The 26,216-nt window shown below is 37.5% G+C and carries 23 protein-coding genes; 21 read left to right on the top strand and 2 right to left on the bottom strand.

Features of this window, described 5'->3' with window-relative positions; all coding sequences use genetic code 11:
• Positions 1-171 precede the first annotated feature (171 nt).
• Entirely contained in the window at positions 172-966 is a 795-nt protein-coding gene (locus MOC86_RS12140) for a patatin-like phospholipase family protein (protein ID WP_268584446.1), read from the top strand.
• Positions 956-1,981, top strand: coding sequence for a SepM family pheromone-processing serine protease (locus MOC86_RS12135; protein WP_268584445.1), 1,026 nt, complete (start codon positions 956-958; stop codon positions 1,979-1,981). Before MOC86_RS12140 ends, MOC86_RS12135 begins: the two co-directional genes overlap by 11 nt.
• Positions 1,982-2,023: 42 nt before the next feature.
• On the opposite strand, the gene MOC86_RS12130 is transcribed toward MOC86_RS12135, so the two are convergent.
• Complete coding sequence (locus MOC86_RS12130; protein ID WP_268584444.1) at positions 2,024-3,229, bottom strand: nucleotidyltransferase; 1,206 nt, start codon at positions 3,227-3,229, stop codon at positions 2,024-2,026.
• A 159-nt stretch (positions 3,230-3,388) separates the two neighbouring features.
• Here MOC86_RS12130 and MOC86_RS12125 point away from each other — a divergent pair, with 159 nt between their 5' ends.
• The 3 genes from MOC86_RS12125 (at position 3,389) to MOC86_RS12115 (ending at position 4,851) form a co-directional block, all read left to right on the top strand.
• Positions 3,389-3,904: a YceD family protein gene (locus MOC86_RS12125; RefSeq protein WP_019391713.1), complete on the top strand. Its 516-nt coding sequence runs from the start codon at positions 3,389-3,391 to the stop codon at positions 3,902-3,904.
• 68 nt (positions 3,905-3,972) lie between these two features.
• A complete protein-coding gene (gene rpmF, locus MOC86_RS12120; RefSeq protein ID WP_019391714.1) occupies positions 3,973-4,143 on the top strand; it encodes a 50S ribosomal protein L32 in 171 nt (56 codons plus the stop codon).
• A gap of 141 nt (positions 4,144-4,284) precedes the next feature.
• Positions 4,285-4,851: an RsfA family transcriptional regulator gene (locus tag MOC86_RS12115; RefSeq protein ID WP_243518037.1), complete on the top strand. Its 567-nt coding sequence runs from the start codon at positions 4,285-4,287 to the stop codon at positions 4,849-4,851.
• A 47-nt stretch (positions 4,852-4,898) separates the two neighbouring features.
• Here the strand turns inward: MOC86_RS12115 and MOC86_RS12110 are convergent, their stop codons facing one another.
• Positions 4,899-5,372 carry an N-acetyltransferase gene (locus tag MOC86_RS12110; protein ID WP_268584443.1) on the bottom strand — a complete coding sequence of 158 codons (474 nt, stop codon included), beginning with the start codon at positions 5,370-5,372 and terminating at the stop codon, positions 4,899-4,901.
• A gap of 246 nt (positions 5,373-5,618) precedes the next feature.
• On the opposite strand from MOC86_RS12110, the gene MOC86_RS12105 reads away from it, so the two are divergent.
• The 16 genes from MOC86_RS12105 to ftsZ all read left to right on the top strand — a co-directional run bounded on the left by MOC86_RS12105 (position 5,619) and on the right by ftsZ (position 26,173).
• A complete protein-coding gene (locus MOC86_RS12105) occupies positions 5,619-6,500 on the top strand; it encodes a 2-dehydropantoate 2-reductase (protein ID WP_268584442.1) in 882 nt (293 codons plus the stop codon).
• A 2-nt stretch (positions 6,501-6,502) separates the two neighbouring features.
• Complete coding sequence (locus MOC86_RS12100; RefSeq protein WP_268584441.1) at positions 6,503-6,886, top strand: DUF3397 domain-containing protein; 384 nt, start codon at positions 6,503-6,505, stop codon at positions 6,884-6,886.
• 81 nt (positions 6,887-6,967) lie between these two features.
• Positions 6,968-8,578 carry a bacillithiol biosynthesis cysteine-adding enzyme BshC gene (gene bshC, locus MOC86_RS12095; RefSeq protein WP_268584440.1) on the top strand — a complete coding sequence of 537 codons (1,611 nt, stop codon included), beginning with the start codon at positions 6,968-6,970 and terminating at the stop codon, positions 8,576-8,578.
• 393 nt (positions 8,579-8,971) lie between these two features.
• On the top strand, positions 8,972-9,910 hold the full coding sequence (rsmH, locus tag MOC86_RS12090; RefSeq protein ID WP_268584439.1) for a 16S rRNA (cytosine(1402)-N(4))-methyltransferase RsmH: 939 nt from the start codon (positions 8,972-8,974) through the stop codon (positions 9,908-9,910).
• 30 nt (positions 9,911-9,940) lie between these two features.
• Positions 9,941-10,300 carry a cell division protein FtsL gene (gene ftsL, locus MOC86_RS12085; RefSeq protein ID WP_243518047.1) on the top strand — a complete coding sequence of 120 codons (360 nt, stop codon included), beginning with the start codon at positions 9,941-9,943 and terminating at the stop codon, positions 10,298-10,300.
• On the top strand, positions 10,300-12,519 hold the full coding sequence (locus MOC86_RS12080) for a penicillin-binding protein (RefSeq protein WP_268584438.1): 2,220 nt from the start codon (positions 10,300-10,302) through the stop codon (positions 12,517-12,519). Before ftsL ends, MOC86_RS12080 begins: the two co-directional genes overlap by 1 nt.
• A 171-nt stretch (positions 12,520-12,690) precedes the next feature.
• Entirely contained in the window at positions 12,691-14,610 is a 1,920-nt protein-coding gene (locus MOC86_RS12075) for a stage V sporulation protein D (RefSeq protein ID WP_268584437.1), read from the top strand.
• A gap of 203 nt (positions 14,611-14,813) precedes the next feature.
• Positions 14,814-16,292 carry a UDP-N-acetylmuramoyl-L-alanyl-D-glutamate--2,6-diaminopimelate ligase gene (locus MOC86_RS12070; RefSeq protein ID WP_243518054.1) on the top strand — a complete coding sequence of 493 codons (1,479 nt, stop codon included), beginning with the start codon at positions 14,814-14,816 and terminating at the stop codon, positions 16,290-16,292.
• A 40-nt stretch (positions 16,293-16,332) separates the two neighbouring features.
• Positions 16,333-17,307 carry a phospho-N-acetylmuramoyl-pentapeptide-transferase gene (gene mraY / locus MOC86_RS12065; RefSeq protein WP_268584436.1) on the top strand — a complete coding sequence of 325 codons (975 nt, stop codon included), beginning with the start codon at positions 16,333-16,335 and terminating at the stop codon, positions 17,305-17,307.
• The gene (gene murD / locus MOC86_RS12060; RefSeq protein ID WP_268584435.1) at positions 17,308-18,654 is read left to right on the top strand and encodes a UDP-N-acetylmuramoyl-L-alanine--D-glutamate ligase; all 1,347 of its coding nucleotides are present in this window, start codon (positions 17,308-17,310) and stop codon (positions 18,652-18,654) included.
• Positions 18,655-18,724: 70 nt separating this feature from the next.
• Positions 18,725-19,825, top strand: coding sequence for a stage V sporulation protein E (gene spoVE, locus MOC86_RS12055; RefSeq protein WP_040056699.1), 1,101 nt, complete (start codon positions 18,725-18,727; stop codon positions 19,823-19,825).
• A 197-nt stretch (positions 19,826-20,022) separates the two neighbouring features.
• On the top strand, positions 20,023-21,114 hold the full coding sequence (gene murG / locus MOC86_RS12050) for an undecaprenyldiphospho-muramoylpentapeptide beta-N-acetylglucosaminyltransferase (RefSeq protein ID WP_268584434.1): 1,092 nt from the start codon (positions 20,023-20,025) through the stop codon (positions 21,112-21,114).
• 99 nt (positions 21,115-21,213) lie between these two features.
• On the top strand, positions 21,214-22,116 hold the full coding sequence (gene murB, locus MOC86_RS12045; protein WP_243518060.1) for a UDP-N-acetylmuramate dehydrogenase: 903 nt from the start codon (positions 21,214-21,216) through the stop codon (positions 22,114-22,116).
• 310 nt (positions 22,117-22,426) lie between these two features.
• Complete coding sequence (locus MOC86_RS12040) at positions 22,427-23,224, top strand: cell division protein FtsQ/DivIB (RefSeq protein ID WP_268584433.1); 798 nt, start codon at positions 22,427-22,429, stop codon at positions 23,222-23,224.
• 417 nt (positions 23,225-23,641) lie between these two features.
• Entirely contained in the window at positions 23,642-24,964 is a 1,323-nt protein-coding gene (gene ftsA / locus MOC86_RS12035) for a cell division protein FtsA (RefSeq protein ID WP_268584432.1), read from the top strand.
• Between the two features lie 36 nt (positions 24,965-25,000).
• A complete protein-coding gene (ftsZ, locus tag MOC86_RS12030) occupies positions 25,001-26,173 on the top strand; it encodes a cell division protein FtsZ (RefSeq protein WP_268584431.1) in 1,173 nt (390 codons plus the stop codon).
• The last annotated feature ends 43 nt before the right edge of the window (positions 26,174-26,216 follow it).

Below are 26,216 nucleotides of genomic sequence, written 5' to 3'. Positions count from 1 at the left end.
CCTTTAGCTATCATAGATTACATTTGGGTTAAACATGCAACAAATAGGGAGACGTGATAAACTATTTTTAACGATTTCGTCTCCAAAGTGAAGGTTGTACATATTCTAATATACGAGCATTGGGGGATTATTTAGACCAAAGAATTCATAAAGGATAATGGGGTGAAGGAGATGAATCGCCCGAAAATTGGTATTGCTCTAGGCTCTGGAGGTGCGAGAGGATTTGCGCATCTTGGAGTTTTAAAAGTCTTAAAAGAAGAAAATATAGAAGTTGACTATTTAGCAGGAAGTAGCATGGGAGCGCTTGTTGGTGCCTTTTACGGAACTGGGCTTGAAATGGAGCAGCTTTATCGCATTGCGTTTGCGTTCAAGCGTAAATATTACACAGATCTTACGCTACCTAAAATGGGCTTTATTGCAGGAGAACGTGTGAAAGAACTTGTGCGTATGTTTACGAAAAACAAGAACATTGAAGACTTAAATATCCCTTTATCAATTGTAACAACAGATATTAAAACAGGAGAAAAAGTAGTATTTGATAAAGGACCAATTGCTCCAGCTGTAAGAGCAAGTATTTCGATACCAGGCATTTTTGTACCTGAAAAAATTAATGGCCGTTTTCTTGTCGATGGAGGAGTTGTTGATCGCATCCCAGTCTCCGTCGTAAAAGAAATGGGAGCTGATATTGTTATTGGTGTGAACGTTTCACGTGTTAAAATGGATGCTGAGATTGGTTCGATTTTTGACGTTATTTTGCAAAGTTTTGATATTTTGCAGATGGAACTTGTTAAAAACCGGGAAACAAATTGTGACATTATGATTCGTCCACGCGTTGAAAAGTTTAGCTCAAGAGCTTTTACAAACATTAAAGAAATTATTGAACAAGGGGAAGCAGAAGCAATAAAACAGCTTCCCGCTATTAAGGAAAAGATAGAGACGTGGAAGGAGTCATTTCATGAAAAGTAGTAGCAAAAGAGTTATATGGTTTATCATTGGAGTTCTTATTATCTTCTCCATTACGTTCATTCCATTGTCATACTATATTACGAAGCCAGGACTTGCAGAAGAGTTAGAACCGATTGTGAAAGTAGAAGGCGGCTATAAAGAAGAAGGGGCCCTTATGTTAACAACGGTTCGTATTGGAAAAGCAACGCCACTTTCTTATGCACTTGCTCATTTTCAAGACTTTAGTCACCTTTATAAAGAAGAGGAAATATTGGGTGAAAATGAAAGCAATGAAGAGTATAACACTCGTCAGCTTCATATGATGGAAATGTCTCAAGAATCTGCGATTGCCATTGCGTACGAGAAAGCGGGCAAAGATATAGAGTATAAATATGATGGTGTTTATGTAATGGCAGTTGCTCCAGATATGCCAGCAGACGGCGTATTAAAAACAGGTGATATTGTAACAAAAGTAGATAACAAACTTGTAAAACACAGTGAAGATCTTATCTCATATGTAGAAGGAAAAAAAGCAGGAGATAAAGTAAGCGTTACATTTAAGAGAAATGAAAAAGTCAAAACAGAGACCATTACACTAGAGCAGTTAAAAGTGTTGAATAACCGAGTTGGAATGGGAATTTCACTTGTAACAGATTTTGATATCTCTGTTGATCCAAAAGTTAAAATTAACTCAGAAGAAATTGGGGGCCCATCAGCAGGACTCATGTTTTCACTTGAAATTTATAATCAGTTAACAAAAGATGATTTGACAAAGGGCCGTCAAATTGCTGGAACAGGCACAATCAATGAAAAAGGAGAGGTAGGAGAAATTGGTGGAATTGAGCAAAAGATTGTGGCAGCTGATAAAGCAGGAGCGGAGATTTTCTTTGCGCCAAACAATCATGGAGCAAAAAACTCTAACTATCAAGATGCCCTAAAGGCAGCTAAACAAATTGATACAGATATGAAAGTTGTACCTGTTGATACGTTTGACGATGCTGTTTCCTACTTAAATAAGATGCCTGAAAAAGAATAGAAAAGAGCTGTTTTCCGTATGATACGGGAAACAGCTCTTTTTTCATAGTTGAATAGGTGGTGTTGTATATTCTTGCTTGAAAAAGCGCTGACGCACCTTTATATCTAAAGGTAGGCTATATACTCTAGTTGCTTTTATATCCATATTTAAAAGGGGATGGTCCATTTTAGATACGGCTGAAACAAGGGGAACTTCAAAAGTTTTTTTCATTGTATTTAAGTAGTTTTTTCCTTGCTTTGTCATTCCTAGAAGTCTTGCATATGGAGGAGGACTGCCTAGAAGCGTTTTAGCTTCTTCTTTATTGGTATTCATTAAAATATGTAGGCACATGCGCTGAAGTCTTGTCCATGTGTAACGTTTGTTTTTAATAAGGGTCATCAATGTTTGGAAGGAGTCAGCTTCTTTCAACATTTTTAAGAAGCGGTATTCCATTCCTTCTTCCATTTCATAATGACTTTTAAGCTCAGAAGCCGAAAGAATGAAAAGTTGATGCTGTAAATAGGAGAAATAGGCTTCCCAATTATGCAAAAGTTTATATGTTTTCTTATACTTTTGCAGCTCATCAACTGTAGAAAGTGGTGTGAAAGAAGAAAGACTTTCAATAGTTGTTTGGTTTGAGAATAGGCTTTTTCGGATGCTTGTAGCACTTGCAATAGGGCCACTTGGAAGACTTTCATCATGATAGTCTGCACTTTTTCGCTGAATTGTAAAAGGAGCTAACTTAGCACCAAGTTTCTGAATTTCTTTTACATAAGAAAAACCAAGGATATTGTTTGGTTGTGATAGATCTAAATCAGTTTTAAAATGAGTTAAAGCATTTGTTACTGCATTTGGGTAGCTGCTCCCTTTTTTCATTTCAGCTTTAATGTTTTCTTCGATAAGAGGTTTGTTTGCACGTACAATTTCAGCTGCTTTTAGGAAGGCAGAGATATCTCCATGTTCACTCCCAAAGCAAAGAGAAGAAACAGACAGGGATTCTAGAATGTTTATAGCACCATATGCAAACGTATCAGCGTGTCCTACGGCAAATAAAAATGGAAGCTCAATCACAACATCTGCTCCTGCTTTTAAAGCCATTGCAGTGCGAGCCCATTTTGAAACAAGAGCAGGTTCCCCGCGCTGGAGAAAATTCCCGCTCATAATAACGACTGCACAATCTGTATCACTTTGCTTCTTTGCTTCATTTATATGGTAGAGGTGCCCATTATGAAACGGATTATATTCGGCGATAATACCTACTGTTTTCAAGCTTTTTGCCTCCTTTTTAAACTTTTCTTTTGCAATTTATAAAAAAAATGATAAAGTGGATATACGATAACGATTACCAACATTATAGTGTAAAGAAAAAATATTGACAAATAGCTTTGTGAAGGCTATAATTACTTTTGTTGCTTTGAGGTGATAACGTTGAAATGGTCAGTGCACCAACTGCGTAAATTACAAAGTAAAGGTTTAAATATAGATGAGAAAGTAGATTTGTCTGACATCGTAAAACGAGATGGAGAGATTCGTGATATTTCTCCTGTTCATATTACGGGAAGAGGAGACATTTTCTCAACACATGTTACCTTTCATTTAAGAATACAAGGGGAACTTATCTTGCCTTGTGCGAGAACACTTGTTGATGTTCCTTATGAATTTGACATTGAAACGGATGAAACCTTTATTTTAACGTCAACAGATGAAGAAACAGGAGAAGATGTTCATTACATTGAACAAGATATCGTTGATTTACAGCCGGTAGTGGAAGAACTTATCGTCCTTCAAGTGCCTATCCAAGTTTTTAGTGACGAACAGAATCCAGAAGGGGCTGCCCCTCAGTCTGGTCACGATTGGCAGGTTATTACAGAGGAAGATCAAGAACAAAAAGTAGATCCACGTCTCTCTGTTCTTCAGGATTATTTTAAAGACAAGAAAGACTAACAACCTTTAAGAAGATCCGGCTTAACCGGCCTTCATATGATGTAAATCCTTTTAAGGAGGTGGGAAGAATGGCTGTACCTTTTAGAAGAACTTCTAAAATGAAGAAAAGAACTCGTCGTACGCATTTCAAACTACAAGTTCCTGGTATGGTAGAATGCCCAAATTGTGGCGACATGAAGCTTGCACACCGCGTATGTAAAGCTTGTGGAACATACAAAGGAAAAGAAGTAGCAAAATAATAAAAAAACAGTGCATTTTTGCACTGTTTTTTTATTTGTCTTGAAAAAGAAGAGTTTAAAAAAACAATCATGTATTTCTTCTAGTCTATCTTCCCTATTAGCTGCATACGTATATAGTAAACAGAATAGGGGGGATTAAAGATGACATCAACAAGGCAGGATGCATGGACTAGTGATGAAGATTTATTGTTGGCGGAAGTAGTCCTTCGCCATATTAGAGAAGGTGGGACACAGCTAGCCGCTTTTGAAGAAGTAGGAAGAAAGCTATCAAGAACATCAGCTGCTTGCGGATTTCGTTGGAATTCCTATGTTCGCAAGCAATATAAAACAGGAATTGAAAGTGCTAAAAAACAGCGAAAAGAATTTAAGTCTTCAGCTGTTCCAGCACCGATTTTTGTACAAAATGCTTCTGAGGAAGGAACAGGGGTTAAAACGTTAACGCTTGATGAGATTATTAGCTATCTGCAGAATCTTAAAAATGGAAATGGTGGTTCTTTGGAAACTGCAGAAGAAAATAAAAAGCTTAGTTTGAAAATAAAAGAGTTAGAAAAGAAAGTAAACAGGTTGGAGCAGGAAAAACAAATGCTACAAACAAATTTAATTGTTGTAAGAGATGACTATAAAGCGCTTATTGAAATTATGGAAAGAGCAAAAAGAGTTGTTTTAAGTGACTCAACTGTAAAGGAAAAAGTGGAAGAAGTGAAGTAAAAGACAAGAAGGGAAATCCCTTCTTGTCTTTTTTATTTATAAGGTTGTTAAGCTTTTTGAGAAACACCAGCAGGATGCCACACAAGTGGATTCTCGCCTAAGTCTCGATCCATATCGTATTTTACAGGAGTGAATCCCATCTTGTTCCAGAATTCACTTGACTTAACACGTGGACTTGTTTTAATAGGTAAGTTAAACGATTTGGCAAATTCGATAAGAGCTCTTCCATATCCTTGTTGTTGATAGTCTTTCAGCGTCTCAAGTTTCCATATTTCAAGATATTCTTGAGAAGGTTCAAAGTATTGATCATATTTCTTTCCTCGCTTGTATAAACTCATACGTGCGACTAAACTATCTCCTAAATAAATTCCAAAGAAAGGTGACTCTATTTCATTTTCTGAGATGTTTGCTTGTAAATCTTCTAACATGGAGAGCTCTTGTATGCCGTATTCTTTAAATTTCTTAAATTCTTCGAGCGTCTTGTAGTTGATTTTTAGCCTCTTTACATCTTTGTTATACATAAAAAATCCCCCTTGTAGAAGTAATAAAGAACCCCTTGTTTTTATTATATACTAAATTATTAGAAAATTGCTCGTACAATGCTTAGGAAATGTTCTTAAGGAGGGTGAAGAGAGCACATGATAATATTAGGAGAAGAATAAAAATGAGATTTTTGCCCCTCTTCAGCTCTTTTTTTTCTTTCCTTCTGTTGGTACAATACAAGAGAGAAAAGACTTTTAAAGGAAAAATGATAGAAGGAGAGCAAAATGGAGAAACTAGACGTAATTGGTGGGGGAAGCCTTGGATTATTATATGCAGGGTATTTATCAGAACAATGGGATGTTACTTTATACACTAAAACAGAAGAACAAGCAAATGCTATTAAGCAAAAGGGGATTTTAGTTTATAAAGAAGCTTCTCTTCGCTTTTTTCCAAAAGTAAAACCAATCTCTTCTTATGTGGATGAAGGTCATCTCGCTATAGTAACGTTAAAGGAATATCAGCTCTCTTCAATTATGCCCATTTTAAAGGCTACATGCCGTCCTCTGCTCTTTATTCAAAATGGTATGAATCACTTAAAAATGCTTGATAAATTAACAGCTGAAAATGTTTTTCTAGGAGTTGTTGAGCATGGAGCATTGCGGCTTAATGAAAATACCGTTCATCACAAAGGAGAGGGAAAAACAAAAGTAAGTGTATGGAGAGGGGAGAAAACATTCCTTTCTTCGCTTTTGAGATATGACAAACGATTTCCATTTGTTTATGAACATGATTGGAAGGAAATGCTTCTTGGGAAACTTGTTATAAATATACTCGTTAACCCCTTAACAGCTCTTTATAAAGTAAAAAATGGAGTTCTCTTAGAAAATCTCTACTTTCTTCAAAATATGAGAGCTTTACTTAATGAAGTACATAATGTGTTAGAGTTAAAAGATGTGGAAAGTACTTTTGAAAATGTATTAACAATCTGCAAAAACACCAAAGATAACCGTTCTTCCATGCTTCAAGACTTGCAAAATAGAGGTATAACAGAGATTGATGCAATCGTTGGTTACGTGTTGGAAGAAGCGGAGAGAAAGAAAATCGAGACGCCTCTCTTATCATTTTTATACGCTTCTATAAAAGGATTAGCAAAGGGGGAGAGTTAAGGATGGGAAGCATCTTTTCAGCGATTTTAGCAACGCTTATAACGCTTCCTTTAGTGGCGTTTATTCTGTTTTATGCTGTGCTTCGCAAAGTTTTGGGAAGCAATCGAAGAGCTTTTCATCTATCAATTGATATTACAACCGTTATCCTTATTTTCTCTGTATACTGCCTATCTGCCGTTATTTGGGAAGGCTCATATTTATGGCTTATTTTACTCATCCTTTTAACTATTGCAGCTCTCACAACATTGCTACAGTGGAAGAAGACGAAAGACGTCCAATTTAAAAGAATTTTAAAAGGATTTTGGAGAGTGAGCTTTCTTCTTTTTTTTATTGCACATTTAGCTCTTTTTATATATGGGATTTTTAGTCGTCTTCAAAATATTTAGCTGAGGCTATTTACTAGACGAATGAACGCATAGCATTGATAATGAGAAGTGTGAATTCGAGTACAGAAAGGAAGTTCATCAATGGAACTTATAGATTATGCGGGAAAACCTCTTAATCCACTTATGAACGATTATGTGAATGGAGATTCTTTTATTGGAGAATATTTTCATTATGATGTTTTATCTCCAAACGTTTATAAAGAGCGAAAAGAGGACTTAATGCTTCGCTCGTTACCAAGAGAGGCATTAGTAAATCATTTGCTTTCATATAACGAACATTTAGGTGCCTGTAAAGAAACACTAGCAAGCATTGAGACTTTAAAAAACGCGGAAACAACGGTTGTTGTCGGCGGACAGCAAGCAGGTCTCTTAACAGGTCCGCTTTATACGATAAATAAAATTGTTTCTATTCTTAAATTAGCAAAAGAGCAGGAGGAAAAGCTAGGTTCGCGCGTTCTCCCTGTCTTTTGGATTGCAGGAGAAGATCATGATATTGCTGAGATTAACCATATTTTTGTAGAAGAAAATGGGATGAAAAAACACGTCTACAAAGATGGAGAACAGAAAATGGCTTCTGAGGCAGTACTTCATAAAGAAACCCTCCAAAAGTGGGTGAAGGAAGCTTTTCAAGCATTCGGCGAAAAAGAGTATTCTAAAAAAGCACTATCGTTTGTTGAAACCTGTTTGCAAAGTGCGACAACGTACGTTGACTTCTTTGCTCTCCTCATCACAAAGTTATTCAGCAAACATGGCCTCATTTTAATTGACTCAGGTTCATCATCTTTAAGAAAAATTGAAGCTGATTTCTTCACACAACTTATTAAAAAGAATGCTGAAATTAGTGAAGCCCTTGAAGAAACGCAGGTGAAACTTCGCCATCGCTATAAAAATGCCATTGAAACAGACATAGCTAATGCCCATATTTTTTATTCAGAAGATGGACGTCGCGTATTGCTCCAAAGAAATGGAGCAAAATTTTACGGGAAAAATGGAAGCATTAAACTTTCAGAAGATGAGCTTTTAACGATTGCTGAAGTGAAACCCGAACTTTTAAGCAATAATGTAGTAACTCGTCCTCTTATGCAAGAATATTTGTTCCCAACGCTTGCTTTTATCGCGGGACCAGGGGAAGTAGCTTATTGGGCTGAACTTGGGGATGTTTTTGGTACTTTTGATATGAAGATGCCTCCTGTTGTTCCAAGACTCTCCTACGCATTTATTGAACGTGGCATTGCGAGAGATATGGAAAAATTAGATTTATCGTTAGAAGACGTTTTCTCTGGCAACGTTTCTGTACGTAGAGATGAATGGCTAAAAGAGAGTGGGCAAGGAGCATATCTTTCTCATATTGAATATTTAGAAGAAGAAGTAGAAAAAGTCCATTCATTATTTCGTGATAAAGTATTGCAAGAAAATAAAAATTATGTAGATCTACTTCATAAAAATCGACAGCTTATTATGAGACAAATATCCTCTATTAGCCAAATTATGGAGAAAGATCACTTGAAAAGACATAGTGCGACTTGGAATAAATATCTTTCGATTGAAAATGCTCTAGTCCCACAAAATGCGCCACAGGAAAGAATTTGGAACGTTTTTTACTACATAAATAAATATGGTTTTACATTTGTAGACGAACTTGTAAGCTGTTCTGTCGAGTTTGATCATAAATTGAAAATTATTTATTTATAAGAAAATCCTGCCACTAGCAGGATTTTTTTTTGACCAAATAGAATTAAAATTATAAAGAAAAACATTTTATAAAAAAAACATTTTTTTGTTTGTAAGAAAGAAATCAAGTCGGAGATACTAATAAAGAAGAACAATTTCAAAAGAAAAACACATCAGGACTTTTCAAGCGTAAAATGTGAACATTATAATGCAACAGAAAGCGTTTTTTTAGCCTTCAAACTGTGGGAGTAATTGGATGTTTTTTTTCATGTTTTACAATGACATAATAAATTGACAAAATTCGTCGATAGTTTGTAGAAAAAGCTAAAAAAAACAAGTAATTTAATATATAATAAAAAAAGCATCCTAAATTAGAGGGTGTAATAGTTTAGGGAACAAAAAGTAGGTGCTAGCATGTTCAAACATAAGACAGTTTTATTAGAAGAAGCAGCAGAGGGATTACATATTAAACCCGACGGCATTTATGTGGACTGTACCCTTGGTGGAGCAGGACACAGTGAATATATTTTACAACAGCTATCATCAGAAGGTCATCTTATTGCCTTTGACCAAGACGATGTAGCATTAGAAAATGCAAAAGAAAAGCTAGCTCCTTATGAAGGAAAAGTAACGTTTGTGAAAAGTAACTTTCGCTTTTTAAAAGAAAAGCTTGCAGAACTTGGCGTTACAAAAGTTGATGGAGTTTTATTTGATTTAGGCGTTTCGTCCCCACAGCTTGATACCCCTGAAAGAGGATTCAGCTATCATCATGACGCTCCGCTAGATATGCGAATGGATCAACAATCAAAGCTAAGTGCATTTGACGTTGTAAATGAATGGCCGTATGAAAGGCTTGTGAAAATTTTCTTCCAATATGGAGAAGAAAAGTTTTCTAAGCAAATTGCACGAAAAATTGAAAGTTATCGAGAAACGAAAAAAATTGAAACAACAAGTGAGCTTGTAGAACTAATTAAAGAAGGAATCCCAGCTCCAGCTCGTAGAAAAGGCGGACATCCAGCAAAACGGGTGTTTCAAGCTATTCGAATTGCTGTCAACGATGAGCTAGGTGTTTTTGAAATGGCGCTTGAACAAGCAATTGATGTTGTGAGAAAAGGCGGACGTATTAGTGTTATCACGTTCCACTCATTAGAAGACCGCATTTGTAAAGCAATGTTCAAAGAAAAAAGTTCTTTACCAGACTTGCCTCATGGATTGCCTATCATTCCGAAAGAATATGAGCCAGCATTAAAGCTGATTACAAGAAAACCAATTCTTCCGAGTGAAGAAGAGCTTAATGAAAACAATCGTGCACGCTCTGCTAAGCTACGTATAGCTGAGAAAGCAAAAGAATAAGAAGGTGCGATAAAAAAGGGAGGGGTTGCATTGAATAACTTAGCGTATAAATTAAAAGAAAAAGAAAAAAAAGTTGTCCAGCACGAAATTAAACATGTAACAAAAAAGAAAAAAGTACGTCTTCCTTTAGGTGAAAAGCTTATTTATGTAACGTTTTGTGGGTTTATGCTGTTCGGCTCGATTCAGTTTATTTCGAATCAAGCTGCTCTATATGAAGCAAATGCGAATGTGCAAAAAGTAGAAGAAAAAGTAAAAGCTCAAAAAACAGTAAATATGGATTTAAATGATCAAGTAAAAGAGCTTAGTCAATATGATCGCATTTTAGAAAAAGCTAAAAAACTCGGCTTAGAAATGAATGCAGACAATGTGAAAGTTGTGAGTGAGAAGTAATGTCGAAACAAAACAATCGATCAATACGAAAAGGAGCAGCGATATTAATTTTAATATTTGGTTCGCTCTTTTTTGTGTTAGCTGGTCGCTTTTTTTATATCGAAGTCACAGGAAAAGCAAACGGTCAGCTTTTAGCTTCACGAGCTGAGAAAGCTCATACGCATAAAAGTACAATTGAAGCTCATCGCGGCACAATTTACGATCGAAATGGTACTGCTGTTGCCGAAGATACAACAGCGTATACCGTGATTGCTATTTTGGAAAAAGATTATGAAGACCATGTCAAAGATCCAGAAAAAACAGCAGAAAAGCTTGCCCCTCTTCTTGATATGAAAGAAGACAAGCTGCTTTCGCTCTTAACGAGAAAAGGAGCGTTTCAAGTTGAACTTGGCCCAGGCGGACGTAACATTAATCATGAGCTTCGAGCAAAGATTGAAAAGTTAAATCTACCTGGAATTGGATTTAAAGAGAGTTCTAAACGCTTCTATCCAAATGGGGAGTTTGCTTCTCATATCATTGGATATGCTCAAAAAAATGATAAAGGTGAAACTGTTGGAATGATGGGGATTGAAAAGCAGTTTAACGACGCTTTAACAGAAAAGGATGGCTATATGACGTATGAAAGTGATTCTACGGGCTTAAAGCTTCCTAATCCAAAAGAATCCATTGTTGCACCTAAGCAAGGAAAAGATGTGTATTTAACAATTGACCAAAAAATTCAAGTCTTTTTGGAAGAGTCAATGAGCGAAGTGCAAAAAGAGTATGAACCATCAAGTATTATTGGGATTGTAGCAAATCCTAAAACAGGCGAGATTTTGGCTATGTCAAATAGACCTGGATTTAATCCAAATCAGCGGAACATCCAGAACTTTGGAAACAGTGCTATAAGCTCTCGGTTTGAGCCTGGCTCAACAATGAAGATTTTCACCCTCTCAGCAGCTGTTGATGCAGGCGTATACAACGGAGATGAGCTGTATGAATCGGGAAGTTATAAAGTAGGTGGCAGTAAAATTGGCGACCATAACAATGGTGTTGGCTGGGGGCCTATCACATATAACGAAGGAGTGCAGCGTTCTTCAAATGTCGCTTTCGCAAAGCTTGCAATAGAGAAAATCGGTCCTGATCGACTCATGGAATACTTTAAGAAATTTGGTCTTGATAAAAAGACAGGAATTAATATCCCTGGCGAAGTGGGAAGTAAATTTGTGTACAATAAACCGCTTGAACAAGTTACAACAGCATTTGGACAAGGCTCAGCTATTACAGCTATTCAACAAATCCAAGCTGTAACGGCAGTTGCCAATGACGGAAAAATGATGAAGCCGTACGTTGTGAAAAAAGTGGTTGATTCTCAAAAAGATAAAGTGATTTCAGAAACACAACCGGAAGTAGTAAGTAAACCAATCTCTGCTGAGTCTGCAAAAGAAGTACGTAAACTGCTTCGTACAGTTGTTACAGGCGAGCATGGAACAGGTGCTGCTTATGACATTGATGGATATGAAGTAGCAGGGAAGACAGGAACAGCACAAATTGCAGGAGAGGACGGTAAGTATCTGACAGGCCGTGAAAACTATACGTTTTCATTTATGGGAATGGCTCCAGCAGATGATCCTGAATTAGTGATGTACGTTGCTGTTAAGCAGCCTCATTTGAAAGCATATGAAACAGGTGGAAAGCCAGTTGCTGAAGTGTTCAATCCGACAATGCAAAAAAGTTTGCAGTATTTACAGGTGAAACCTAGTGAAGAAGAAAAAGAGAAAACAAAATCTAGTGAAACAAAGTATGGAAACACGCTAGATTCATATGTTGGTTCTTCTGTTGAGGAAGCAAAGAAAGAATTAACAGGAAAAGGGCTATCTCCAGTTATTATTGGGAACGGGGAAACAATTGCAGAGCAGCAGCCTGCTCCGGGTTCAAGAATCATTTATGGAAACAAGGTTTTCCTACAAACAGATGGTTCACCAACAATGCCTGATTTAACCGGATTTTCTTACCGTGATGTGCTCGAAATTAGCGAGCTGCTTAATTTAAAAACAGCTGTTAGCGGTCACGGATATGTAGCAAAAGGCAGTCAAAGTATTGAAAAAGGTGCCTCATTGGAAAATAAAAGTCTTTTAAGCGTGGAACTTCACTCAGCAAAGAAAGCAGCTGAAGAGAAGCGAGAAGATAGTAATGAAGAACAAGAAGAATCAAGTGACAGCAACGCACCGCTTGATTAATAGATTAAAAGATTACGGTTTTCAGTAAATCTAATGTTCTCACAAGTAAGAGCGTTTAATTCTTATTTGTGGGAACTTTTGCTTGTGAATAGGCCTCCTCTGTTCGTTCTATATGAGAAAGTACAAGCATATAGTAGAGAACGAGCTTAAACGTAGGGGAGGAAACGTAATATGCGCGTGTCTGGAGTTACCGTTCGAAAGCGACTGTTAATCGTCCTTTTTGTCGGGATTCTTATCTTTTCGATTATTAACGTTCGCTTAGGATACGTTCAGTTTGTATTAGGAGACACATTAACAGAGCAAGCCAAAAGTTTGTGGAGCCGAAACATTCCGTTTGAGCCAAAACGTGGCGAAATTCAAGACCGAAATGGAGTAGAGCTTGCAACAAATAAAAGTGCCCCTTCTGTTTTAATTGTTCCGAGACAAATTGAAGATCCTGTAGAAACTGCAGAAAAGCTTGCTGCTGTACTTAATATGTCAAAAGAAAAAGCATACAAGCATGTTACAAAGAAAGCAGCAAGTGAACGAATTAATCCAGAAGGGCGTAAAATCTCTCATGAAAAAGCAAAAGAAATACGCGCGCTTGGATTAAAAGGAGTTTATATTGCGGAAGATTCTATTCGTTATTATCCATTTGGAAGCTATTTATCTCACGTATTAGGGTTTGCAGGAATTGATAACCAAGGGCTAACAGGTCTTGAAGCATATTATGACAAGCAGCTTAGCGGGGAAAAAGGAGCAGTTGAATTTTACTCTGATGCAAAAGGTAAAAGAATGCCTAATATTGCAGATGACTATACGGCCCCTGTAGATGGACTGAATTTAAAGCTGACAATTGATACAAAAGTACAAACTATTTTAGAAAGAGAACTTGACCTTGCTGATTCTAAATACAATCCTGATGGGATGATTGCGATTGCAATGAATCCCAAAAATGGAGAGATTCTAGGCATGTCAAGCAGACCGGATTTTGATCCAACAAATTTTAAAAATGTACCTGCTGATGTGTACAATCGAAATTTACCGGTTTGGAGCGCTTATGAGCCAGGATCCACATTTAAAATTATTACGCTAGCTGCTGCTCTTGAGGAGAAAAAAGTAGATCTTGCTAAAGATACGTTTGTTGATGATGGATCAATTGAAGTAGGAGGCTCAACTCTTCACTGTTGGAAGAGAGGCGGACATGGTGAACAAACATTTTTAGAAGTTGTACAAAATTCCTGTAACCCAGGTTTTGTAGAGCTTGGAGAACGTCTCGGCAAAGAGAAGCTTTTTGATTATATTAAAGACTTTGGCTTTGGACAAAAAACAGGAATTGATCTACAGGGAGAGAGTAAAGGGATTTTATTTAATCTTGACCGCGTTGGTCCTGTTGAACAAGCAACAACAGCATTTGGTCAAGGTGTATCTGTAACACCTATTCAACAAGTTGCAGCTGTTTCTGCTGCAGTGAATGGTGGTACTCTTTATACGCCACATATTGCCAAAGAATGGACAGATCCTGTTACAGGAAAAGTCGTGAAAAAGCAGGCACCTGAAGCGAAGCGTAAAGTTATTTCAGAGAAAACGTCTGAGCAAATACGCTATGCACTTGAAAGCGTCGTTGCAAAAGGGTCCGGTAAAGGTGCATATGTAGAAGGGTATCGAGTTGGAGGAAAAACAGGAACAGCGCAAAAAGTAAAAGATGGAAAATATCTAGAAAACAATCATATTGTTTCTTTTATCGGCGTAGCTCCTGCGGATGACCCGGAGCTTGTTGTATATGTAGCTGTTGATAATCCAAAAGGAACCGTACAGTTTGGAGGAGTAGTAGCAGCTCCGATTGTCGGAAACATTATGGAAGATAGCTTGCGAGCAATGGGAGTTAAACCGCGTAAAGATCAAATTGAAAAAGAACTAACATGGCTTGAAACACCAATGATTGAAACACCAGATTTAGTAGGCCTAGATAAAAAAGACTTACGAGAGCAGCTTGTTGATTTAAAAATAGATGCAAGTGGAAATGGAGATGTTGTTGTGAAACAGTCTCCAAAAGCTGGAACAAAACTTAAAGCAGGGTCTACGGTTAGAATTTATTTAGGAGAAAAATAAACTCTACGGGCAATTTTATAAAGGTTAGCGTATGCTTAGCGGATTTGGAAATGAAATTATTTCAAGAAATAAGCCTTGGGGAATTCCCCCGTGGCTTATTTTTCTGTAAAATGGGAAGAGGAATGATGCAACTAACCCTTATATTGAGTTTGTGGACATAAAATGGTACAACAATGGTTTAGGTAAAGGAAGGTTTGAATACAATGAAACTAACAGAATTAATTAACGTTTTGCCAAAGTGGCAGTTCAACGTTACAAGTAACGAAAATCCAGAGATTACTTCTCTTAAGATGGATAGCCGAGAAGTTGAAGAAGGCTCCTTGTTCTTCTGTGTGAAAGGGTATACGGTTGACGGACATGACTATGCCAAAACAGCAGTTGAAAAAGGTGCAGTAGCTCTTGTAGCAGAACATGAGCTAGATGTTGATATTCCAGTTGTGATTGTTAAAGACACAAGACGAGTTATGGCTTTGCTTGCCAACTTTTTTTACGGACAACCAACTGAAAAGTTAAAGCTTATTGGCGTAACAGGAACAAATGGAAAAACAACCGTAACGCATTTATTAGAAGCTATTTTTCAAGAGAAAAAACAAAAAACAGGTGTTATTGGCACAATTGAAACAAGAATTGGTTCCGAAGTTTATCCTGTTCAAAACACAACTCCTGAATCGCTTGCCCTACAAGGTATTTTCAGCAAGATGGTTGATGAAAATGTCGAAGTTGCAGCAATGGAAGTTTCATCACATGCGCTTGATTTAGGACGTGTTCACGGTTGTGATTACGATGTAGCTGTATTTACGAATTTAACGCAAGATCACCTTGATTATCATCATACAATGGAAGAGTATCGCTATGCGAAAGGTCTTCTTTTCTCTCAGCTTGGAAACCGATTTGAGGAAACGTCTCCTAAATATGCTGTCCTAAATGCTGATGATGCTTCATCAAAACTATATGCAAAAATGACAACTGCTTTTCTACTAACGTATGGTATTCACGCAGAAAGCGACATTATGGCTCGCAATATTGAAATGACAAGTAGCGGAACAACATTTGAGCTTGTGACGCCTCTTGGAAATAAGACAATGCACGTTAATTTAATTGGTGAGTTTAGCATTTATAATATTTTAGCTGCAGCATCGGCTGCATTTGCGCTTAATGTAGATTTAGAAACAATTGTAGCAGCTCTTTCTAAAGTAAAAGGCGTTGACGGTCGTTTTGAAGTTGTCAATGGAGGACAAGACTATACAGTTATTGTCGATTATGCTCATACACCAGATAGTTTAGAAAATGTGTTAAAAACGGTCAAACAATTTGCCGAGCAAAATATATATGTTATTGTTGGGTGTGGTGGAGACCGAGATAAAACCAAACGTCCAATCATGGCCAATGTGGCTGTGTCATATAGTACAGAAGCAATCTTTACTTCTGACAATCCGAGAAGTGAAGATCCAAAAGAGATTCTAAACGATATGACAGCAGAGCTCACAGAAGAAAACTTTACAACAATTGAAGACCGTCGTGAAGCAATTCAGTACGCGATCAACAAAGCGCAGGCTAAAGATGTTATCGTAATTGCTGGTAAAGGTCATGAAACGTATCAAATTATCGGTGGAACTGTTAATGACTTTGATGATCGCAAAGTTGCACTAGAATCTATTGAAAGCAAAACGAAGCAGGCATAAACCCTAGATCTGTTTTTTGATGTTAAGAGGAGGAAATCACGTGTTTGAGCAATTGATATTAGTAACAATTTTGGTGGGGTTTTTAGTAACGGCGGTTTGTTCCCCTTTCTTCATTCCGTTTTTAAGGCGTTTGAAGTTTGGCCAAAGCATTCGTGATGAGGGACCAAAATCACACCAGAAAAAAGCTGGAACGCCAACGATGGGCGGAATTATGATTTTACTTTCCATCGTGATCACAACACTTGTGATGACAAATATTTATCTAGAACCAACAGTTGAAACATTCTTACTTCTATTTGTAACAATTGGATTTGGTTTATTAGGTTTTTTAGATGACTTTATTAAAGTGGTCCTAAAGCGTAACTTAGGATTAACGTCAAAGCAGAAACTGCTTGGACAAATTGTTATTTCCGTTATTTTTTACATTGTAGCGCGTTCAGCTAATCTATCAACAGCGGTTAATATTCCGGGTACAGATGTAGAAATCGAGCTTGGTATTTTCTATGTTATCTTTCTAATTATTTGGCTTGTTGGGTTTTCAAATGCCGTAAACTTAACAGACGGGCTTGACGGTCTTGTATCTGGAACAGGAGCGATTGCATTTGGAGCTTTTGCTGTGCTTTCTTGGTATGCAGGGCAGTTTAACGTAGCTATTTTCTCTGTAGCTGTTGTTGGAGCTTTACTTGGCTTCTTAGTTTTTAACGCTTATCCAGCAAAAGTGTTTATGGGAGATACAGGTTCACTAGCGCTTGGAGGAGCTATTGCTACAATTGCTATTTTAATTAACGCTGAAATTCTGCTCATTATTATCGGAGGCGTATTTGTTATTGAGACGCTATCTGTTATTATTCAAGTTATTTCATTTAAAACAACAGGACGACGCATCTTTAAAATGAGTCCGCTTCATCACCACTATGAGCTTAGCGGGTGGAGCGAATGGCGCGTTGTTATGACGTTCTGGACAGTTGGTTTACTATTTGCGATTTTAGGCATTTATATTGAGGTGTGGATTTAAGTGAAAACAATCAAAACATATGAAAATCAAAATGTGGTTATTTTAGGATTAGCCAAAAGTGGGCTAGCCGCTTCTAAACTTCTACATAGACTTGGAGCTAATGTAACGGTAACAGACCGTACAGAACCAGAAGAAGAAGTAAAAAGAGAACTAGAAAAAGAGGGGATCTCTTCTGTATTTGGAGAGCACCCTCTATCCCTTTTAGATAATGCTTATATGGTTGTGAAAAATCCTGGAATTCCATATCGCATTCCTTTTCTCCAAGAAGCTTTAAAAAGAGAGATTCCTGTTATTACAGAAGTTGAGTTAAGCTATGAGTTGTCGGAAGCTCCAATTATCGGAATTACGGGAAGCAATGGAAAAACAACGACAACAACTCTCATCTATGAGATTTTAGCAGCAGCCCAAAAAGAACCCCTTATTGCAGGCAACATTGGAACGGTTTCTTGTGAAGTTGGAGCTAAAGCAGAAAAAGACCAAGTTATTGTTACAGAGCTGTCATCTTTTCAGCTTATGGGAATACGAGAATACAAACCTAAGATAGCTGTATTATTAAACATTTTTGATGCTCATTTAGACTATCATTCTTCAAAAGAGGAATATGTTGAAGCGAAGTTTAATTTATTTAGCCATCAAGATGAAGAAGATTATGCAGTTATCAATGCTGATGACCCTGTCATTTTTGCTAATCTCGGGAGTATCAAATCAAAAGTTGTACCTTTTTCACGTCATAAAGAGCTGAAAGAGGGAGCTTATTTATCAGGAAATAAACTGATGTTCCAAAAAGAGGAAATTATTAGCTGGGATGATGTTTTATTAAAAGGAGAGCACAATATTGAAAATGTTTTAGCGGCGATTGCTACATGCAAGCTTTACGGAGCAAGCACAGAAGCGATTGTTAGTGTTTTGAAAACATTTACAGGTGTTAAACATCGAATGCAGTACGTTACAAATATTGATGGCCGAGCGTTTTATAATGATTCAAAAGCAACGAATATTTTAGCAACAAAGGCAGCACTTTCTGGTTTTAAAGAGAACGTCATTTTATTAGCTGGCGGTCTTGATCGTGGAAATGGATTTGAAGATTTAGAAGAGGCGCTCTCATGTGTAAAAACGCTTGTCACATTTGGAGAAACAGCACCAAAGCTTGAAGAGACTGCAAAAAATGTGGGAATACAAACAATCAAACGTGTCGATAATGTAGAGAAGGCTGTTGCAGCAGCATATAAACTGTCAGAAGAAGGAGACGTTATTCTTTTATCACCTGCATGCGCAAGTTGGGATCAGTTTAAAACTTTTGAAGAGCGCGGTGACATGTTTATTAATTGCGTGCATAAGCTAAAATAGGAGCTTGTCTCAAAAACTGTTCACACCTTAGGAAGAAGCTCTGAATTCTTGTAGTCAGAGGTGTGCTACATTGTCAACTAAAAAAACAACGCCAGATTTCATTTTAATTGTATTAACTCTTTCATTGCTTACAATTGGACTCATTATGGTGTACAGTGCAAGTGCTGTATGGGCTTCGTACAAGTTTGATGATTCGTTCTTTTTTGCTAAGAGACAGCTATTGTTTGCAGGGCTTGGGGTATGTGCCATGTTTGTTATTATGAACATTGATTACTGGACATGGCGGAAATGGTCAAAATCCCTTATTATCATTTGCTTTGTGCTTCTTGTACTTGTTCTCGTTCCTGGAGTAGGGATGACGCGAAACGGCTCTACAAGCTGGATTGGCGTTGGAGCTTTTTCCATTCAGCCTTCAGAGTTCATGAAGCTTGCGATGATTGCGTTTCTTTCCAAATATCTAGCAGATAATCAAAAGAAGATCACTTCTTTTAAGAAAGGACTAATGCCTTCACTCGGGCTCGTCTTTCTAGCATTTGGTATCATTATGCTTCAGCCTGACTTAGGAACTGGAACAGTAATGGTTGGAACATGTATTGTGATGATTTTTGTAGCGGGAGCCCGAATTAGTCATTTTGCGTATTTAGGACTTGTTGGGGTAGCAGGCTTTGTTGCTCTTGTCGCCTCTGCACCTTATCGTATCAAGCGAATTACGTCTTTCCTTGATCCTTGGGAAGATCCGCTAGGAAGTGGATTTCAGGTTATTCAATCACTCTATGCCATCGGGCCAGGAGGCTTGCTTGGAATGGGACTTGGACAAAGTCGACAAAAGTTCTTTTACTTGCCAGAACCTCAAACAGATTTCATTTTTGCTATCTTAGCAGAAGAGCTTGGTTTCATTGGAGGCTCGATTGTGCTCATCCTGTTTGCTCTCCTTCTATGGAGAGGAGTAAGGATAGCGCTTGGAGCTCCTGACTTGTACGGTAGTTTTCTAGCTATTGGGGTTATTTCAATGGTTGCTATACAAGTAATGATTAATATTGGAGTTGTAACAAATTTAATCCCTGTCACAGGGATTACGCTACCGTTTTTAAGCTATGGAGGATCTTCCTTAACACTTATGCTAGCAGCTGTTGGAGTGCTGCTAAACGTTAGTCGACATTCTCGTTACTAAAAAAGAACTGCTACAATTGTAGCAGTTCTTTTTTTCTATTTCTTATTATTTTTGGTAAAATAGTTAGGAATGTCTCTGTAATAGAAATTTCATGCAATAATAGAAGAGAAAATGTTTAAAAAACGTAAATTTCATATCATCTATGTAATATAATTTTATGGTATGATTTAAAAAGTTGTGCAGATGAGGTGAAAGATATGAAAGTAATCGTAAGTGGAGGCGGAACGGGTGGTCATATTTACCCGGCTTTAGCCCTTATTAGAGAAATTCAAAAACAAGAAACTAATACAGAAGTCTTATATATAGGCTCAGAAAAAGGACTTGAAAGCGATATTGTGAAAAGAGCAGGTATTCCTTTTCGAGCAATTGAAATTTCAGGGTTTAAGAGAAAGCTATCTTTTGATAACGTAAAAACAGTAGCCCGCTTTTTAAAGGGTGTATCTAAAAGTAAAAAGTATATTAAAGAATTTAAACCAGATGTTGTAATTGGAACAGGAGGATACGTGTGTGGCCCTGTTGTTTACGCTGCTTCAAAGCTTGGGGTTCCAACCGTTATTCATGAACAAAACAGCGTTCCAGGTTTAACAAATAAGTTTTTAAGCAAATATGTAGATAAAGTAGCTGTATGCTTTGAACAGGCAGAAGCTTTTTTCCCTAGTGAAAAAGTGGTTATGACAGGAAATCCCCGTGCTTCTGAAGTACTTAATCAGGACGGAGTAAAAGGAAAAAAAGATGTTGGTCTTAGCTTAACTAAGAAAAGTGTACTTATTGTGGGAGGAAGCCGAGGGGCTCGCCCAATTAATGATGCGCTGTTAAGCGTTATAAAGGAAGCGGGTCAAAAACCGTACGAATTTTTATATGTGACAGGTGATGTGCACTATGAGCGAGTTGTGAAGCAGCTTGAAGAAGCGGGAGCGCAAGGAAATGTTATTGTTAAGCCTTTCTTACATAACATGCCAGAAGTCCTTTCTGGTGTTGATTTGATCGTAGCGAGAGCAGGAGCAACAACTCTTTCAGAAATTACCGCGTTAGGGCTTCCGAGCATTTTAGTCCCAAGTCCGTATGTAACAAATAACCATCAGGAAAAAAATGCACGTGCACTAAGCGACAATGATGCAGCAACGCTTTGCTTAGAAGCTGATTTAACAGGTGAACGCTTGCTTGAGTCCATTGATAAAATTTTACTTAATGAGCAAAAGCTGAAAGATATGAGAGCTGCATCGAAAAAGTTAGGTATGCCAAATGCAGCAACTGTTCTTTATGAGCTTTTGAAGAACTTGACAAAATAACTTTTGTCACCTTTAATAAAATGGTCAAAATCACTATTAGGTCAATACCCACATATAATAAAGTGGACGTATATAGCTAGATAAACGTAGGAGGATTCTATGGAACGGTTAGTGCAAGAACTAAAAGAAAATAATGTAGGAAAAGTGCTTCAGCATGAGCCTCTCGCACATCATACAACGCTTAAAATTGGCGGCCCTGCGGAGCTCTTTATTGAGCCAAATAGCGTTCAAGGTCTTGAGAAAGCAATGACTCTTATTAAGAAACATAACATTCCATGGCGAGCAATTGGTCGCGGCTCTAACTTGCTTGTGTCTGATGAAGGAATTAAAGGAGCAGTTATTAAGCTTGGTCGAGATATTAGCGATCTTACAGTTGAGGGAACAAAGGTAAAAGTTGGAGGAGGATACTCCATTGTTGCACTTGCAACACAGCTAAGTCGTAAAGGGCTTACAGGGCTCGAGTTTGCTGCGGGAATTCCAGGCTCTGTGGGCGGAGCTGTCTACATGAATGCAGGAGCCCACGGTTCTGATATGTCCAAGATACTGGAAAAAGCGCTTGTTTTATTTGAAGATGGAACAATTGAATGGTTAACAAACGATGAACTTCAGTTTTCATATCGCCACTCTATTCTTCAAAATGAACGTCCTGGTATTTGTATCGAGGCTGTATTATCTCTTGAAGAAGGAAATCGCGAGGCAATTGTTGAAAAAATTCAAAAGAACAAAGACTATCGTAAAGAAACGCAGCCATGGAATTTTCCCTGTGCAGGAAGTATTTTCAGAAATCCGCTTCCAAACTATGCAGGAGAGCTCATTGAAAAGAATGGCTTAAAAGGATATGAGATTGGTGGAGCAAAAGTAAGTGACCTTCATGCGAACTTTATTGTGAATACAGGAAGTGCAACAGCACAGGATGTTGTTGATCTTATCAAGTATATTCAAAAGACAATAAAAGAAAAAGAAGGCATTGAAATGCACACAGAAGTTGAAATTGTGAGCTAAATCATTTACCGTAACAAAAGGAACAAGGACATAAGAAAAGCTGTTTGAAAGTGTGAAAGAAAGGGAAAGTGAGTAATTGGCTTTCCCTTATATCGCAAATTAGAGGGATGCAACTTTTTAATTCTTTTGATCACTTGAAGAAAGTGGTCTTTTTCCTTGCTCTAATAAAGGAGCAAAACACAATCCTTTTCTTACACGTACGAAGAATCGATTGCGAGAATATCGTTTTTAGGCGTGCTGTATGTGCTATAATGTTAGTAATATGTACAGGCTCTTGCTTGTATGACTAAGCTATATAGGGTGAATGAACATGGATAAACGCAAAGTAGTAAATTTGGAAGATCGTTTACCTAAGCTAAAGGAACAAAGAAAATCAAGAGCTAATCGGAGACTTATTATATATATGTCCGTTTTTTTTATCCTGATCTTGTTTATTCTTTACACACAGTCATCACTTAGTAACGTGGCTAAGATTAACGTCGAAGGAAACGAGTACACATCCAAAAAAGAAATTATTAAAGCGAGCGATTTATCAACACATACGAGCTTTTTTAGCGTTGATTCAGATGATGTTAGCAAAAAAATTAAAGAAAATACGCAAATTAAGAGTGCTTCTATTGAGAAGGCTTTTCCTAACAAAATCAATATTCATGTGAAAGAGTATGATCGTGTTGCTTACGTAGCTGATGACGGGAAATTCATTCCTATCTTAGAAAACGGAGAGATCTTAAAATCTAATCAAGGGGAAGATACCCATGGGGATGCACCGCTCTTAGTAGGTTGGAATAATGGCGAACGTTTGGAAGAAATGATCAAAGAACTGATTAAGATTCCAGACAGCATTGCGCATTCAATTTCAGAAATTGAGTATACTCCAACAGATGTAAACAAAATGTTTATCACGCTTTATATGAATGACGGTTTTGAAGTAACGGCAAATATTGAAGATTTATCAAAGAAAATTTTAGCTTATCCACAAATCGTTAGTGAGTTAGGACCAGAAGCGGCAGGAGTCATTGATTTTGAAGTATATGACGGACTTTACGACCCATACTTTAAAGACGATAAAAAAGAAGATGAAGCAGAAGAAGCAGAAGAAGCTCAGTAGGAAAAGTGAAACCTTTTAAAGGGAGTATCGTTCTATAATTAGCTCGTTATAACTACTGTTTCTAAGGGAACAAAATAAGTGAAGAGAGCTGGGAAAATGCGGTAGATTTATTTTTCGGTGTTTTTTACTCTTTCTTTGTTTTATAATACCCAATTGGGCGTAAGTTACACTTTTCTAGCCGTTCATATTAGTGTAGACTAATATTTAATAGGTTTACGAATCTTTTACATTCACTTAATAGTAAATTCTTGTTATGATCTAACTCTATTAAAAATAACGGTTATTTAAACAAAAAAGATAAAAAAATTCAATTCACAAAAGGGAAAAAGAGCTATATGTTGAATAGTTTCATATGATAAATATAATTGTTGTTCTCCTAAAAAAGTAGGATTGAAGTGTTAAGGGAGGTGCCAGAGAATGAACAGCAATGAGATTTTCGTAAGTCTTGACATCGGTACATCCAGTGTGAAAGTAATCATCGGTGAAATGAGTGATGATTCACTAAATATCATTGGTGTTGGAAACGTGGAATCTAGTGGACTTAAAAAAGGGTCGATTGTTGATATAGATGAAACCGTTCATTCGATAAAGAAGGCTGTCCAACAAGCAGAGCGTATGGTAGGTATGGAGATTCATCGCGTTGTTGTTGGCGTTAGCGGAAACCATGTAAGATTACAAGATTGTCACGGAGTTGTAGCTGTTTCAAGCGAGAATCGGGAAATTATGAATAGCGATATTGCACGTGTTATTGACGCAGCGCAAGTTATGTCTATTCCTCCTGATCGTGAAATTATCGATGTTATTCCAAGACAGTTCATTGTAGACGGACTAGAAGGGATTACAGATCCTAGAGGAATGCTAGGTGTCCGTCTTGAGATGGAAGGCACGATTATTACGGGATCGAAGACCGTGTTACATAACTTTTTACGCTGTGTAGAGAGAGCAGGGCTTGAGATTACGGATATTTGCTTGCAACCCCTAGCAGCAGGTTCAATTGCTCTTTCTCGGGATGAAAAAAATCTTGGTGTCGCAATGATTGATATGGGAGGCGGTTCAACAACCGTTTCTGTTTTCAGCAAAGGACACTTACAAGCTACAGGAATTATTCCAATCGGTGGGGAACATATCACAAAAGACCTTTCAATTGGTCTTAGAACTTCAACAGAAGATGCAGAAAAAATTAAGCTTGCTCACGGCCATGGATTTTATGATCATGCATCAGAAGAAGAAGTATTTAGTGTACCAATCATTGGAAGCGATCAACATCAGCAGTTCAACCAACTAGAAATCGCTGACATTATCGAAGCGAGACTAGAGGAAATCTTTGATATGGTTGTCCAAGAAGTAAACAATTTAGGATTCAAAGATGTTCCAGGAGGATATGTACTAACAGGTGGTGTCGCTTCTATGCCAGGAGTTCTTGAACTGGCAGAAGTGGTACTTGAAAACAATGTAAGACTTGCAATGCCTGATTACATTGGAGTAAGAGAACCACATTTTACAACAGGTGTTGGCCTAATAAAGTTCGCCTATAAAAATGCAAAAATTCAAGGACGGGATATTAGTACACCTATTCAAGAAGAGATGGTTGAGGAAGAAATAATGGCTCCTCAACAGCCAAAACCAAAACCAAACGCAAAAATAAACTCAAACTCAAACGCAAATTCAAAGCAGAAGCCGAAAAATGAAAAGAACTTATCAAATCGGATGAAACGATTTTTCGGATATTTCTTTGATTAAAAGCAACGTAATTTCTAGAATTAGGAGGAACTTAAGATGTTGGAATTTGATACTAATGTGGATCAATTAGCAACAATAAAGGTTATCGGTGTAGGTGGCGGCGGTAACAACGCTGTAAACCGCATGATTGAACACGGTGTACAAGGTGTAGAATTTATTGCTGTTAACACAGATTCTCAAGCCTTAAATCTATCAAAAGCAGAAGTGAAAATGCAAATCGGTGCAAAGTTAACGAGGGGATTAGGAGCTGGAGCTAATCCTGAAGTTGGTAAAAAAGCAGCGGAAGAAAGTAAAGAGCAAATTCAAGAAGCGTTAAGAGGCGCTGACATGGTATTTGTTACAGCTGGTATGGGCGGTGGAACAGGAACAGGTGCTGCTCCTGTTATCGCTCAAATCGCAAAAGAAGAAGGTGCTTTAACAGTTGGTGTTGTAACACGTCCATTTACGTTTGAAGGAAAAAAACGTGCAACACAAGCTGCAGGCGGTATTCAATCGATGAAAGAAGCGGTAGATACGCTAATTGTTATTCCAAATGACCGTCTTCTTGAAATCGTTGATAAAAACACACCAATGCTTGAAGCATTCCGTGAAGCAGATAACGTACTTCGTCAAGGTGTACAAGGTATCTCGGATTTAATTGCTGTTCCTGGTCTTATCAACTTAGACTTTGCAGACGTAAAAACAATTATGTCTAACAGAGGATCTGCTTTAATGGGTATCGGAATTGCAACAGGAGAAAATCGTGCAGCGGAAGCAGCGAAAAAAGCGATTTCAAGTCCGCTTCTTGAAACATCTATTGATGGAGCGCAAGGGGTTCTTATGAACATTACAGGTGGAACAAACTTAAGCCTTTATGAAGTTCAAGAATCTGCTGATATTGTTGCTTCTGCATCAGATCAAGAAGTAAACATGATCTTCGGATCGGTTATCAATGAAAATTTAAAAGATGAGATTGTTGTTACAGTTATTGCAACAGGATTTGATGATTCAAATCTTACAAAAGCAGCACAGCAATCACGTCCACCACTATCTCAAAAATATGAACGTGAACAGCCAAAGCGTGAGCCTTTAAAACGCGAGCCTGCGCCAAAGCGTGAAGAACAGCCAACTTCTCAACAGGAGTACAGCCGTCCTTCTTCACAGCCATCTCAATCTGATGATGCGCTAGATATTCCGACATTCTTACGAAACCGTAATCGTCGTCGTTAAGCATAAAATAAAAAAAAATGAGCAAAAAAACGTCAAAATTACT

It is taken from the genome of Priestia endophytica (assembly GCF_026790145.1).
Classification (GTDB): Bacteria; Bacillota; Bacilli; order Bacillales; family Bacillaceae_H; genus Bacillus_I; species Bacillus_I endophytica_A.
Note: the sequence above shows the minus strand (reverse complement) of the source record. Positions and strands in the feature narration are given on the sequence as shown.

Bases quoted from the DNA above. Each gene is read 5' to 3' on its own strand.
- MOC86_RS12140 (WP_268584446.1), top strand. From the start codon at position 172: ATGAATCGCCCGAAAATTGGTATTGCTCTAGGCTCTGGAGGTGCGAGA.
- MOC86_RS12135 (WP_268584445.1), top strand. From the start codon at position 956: ATGAAAAGTAGTAGCAAAAGAGTTATATGGTTTATCATTGGAGTTCTT.
- rpmF (WP_019391714.1), top strand. From the start codon at position 3,973: ATGGCTGTACCTTTTAGAAGAACTTCTAAAATGAAGAAAAGAACTCGT.
- MOC86_RS12115 (WP_243518037.1), top strand. From the start codon at position 4,285: ATGACATCAACAAGGCAGGATGCATGGACTAGTGATGAAGATTTATTG.
- MOC86_RS12110 (WP_268584443.1), bottom strand. From the start codon at position 5,372: ATGTATAACAAAGATGTAAAGAGGCTAAAAATCAACTACAAGACGCTC.
- MOC86_RS12105 (WP_268584442.1), top strand. From the start codon at position 5,619: ATGGAGAAACTAGACGTAATTGGTGGGGGAAGCCTTGGATTATTATAT.
- MOC86_RS12100 (WP_268584441.1), top strand. From the start codon at position 6,503: ATGGGAAGCATCTTTTCAGCGATTTTAGCAACGCTTATAACGCTTCCT.
- bshC (WP_268584440.1), top strand. From the start codon at position 6,968: ATGGAACTTATAGATTATGCGGGAAAACCTCTTAATCCACTTATGAAC.
- rsmH (WP_268584439.1), top strand. From the start codon at position 8,972: ATGTTCAAACATAAGACAGTTTTATTAGAAGAAGCAGCAGAGGGATTA.
- MOC86_RS12080 (WP_268584438.1), top strand. From the start codon at position 10,300: ATGTCGAAACAAAACAATCGATCAATACGAAAAGGAGCAGCGATATTA.
- MOC86_RS12075 (WP_268584437.1), top strand. From the start codon at position 12,691: ATGCGCGTGTCTGGAGTTACCGTTCGAAAGCGACTGTTAATCGTCCTT.
- MOC86_RS12070 (WP_243518054.1), top strand. From the start codon at position 14,814: ATGAAACTAACAGAATTAATTAACGTTTTGCCAAAGTGGCAGTTCAAC.
- murG (WP_268584434.1), top strand. From the start codon at position 20,023: ATGAAAGTAATCGTAAGTGGAGGCGGAACGGGTGGTCATATTTACCCG.
- murB (WP_243518060.1), top strand. From the start codon at position 21,214: ATGGAACGGTTAGTGCAAGAACTAAAAGAAAATAATGTAGGAAAAGTG.
- MOC86_RS12040 (WP_268584433.1), top strand. From the start codon at position 22,427: ATGGATAAACGCAAAGTAGTAAATTTGGAAGATCGTTTACCTAAGCTA.
- ftsA (WP_268584432.1), top strand. From the start codon at position 23,642: ATGAACAGCAATGAGATTTTCGTAAGTCTTGACATCGGTACATCCAGT.
- ftsZ (WP_268584431.1), top strand. From the start codon at position 25,001: ATGTTGGAATTTGATACTAATGTGGATCAATTAGCAACAATAAAGGTT.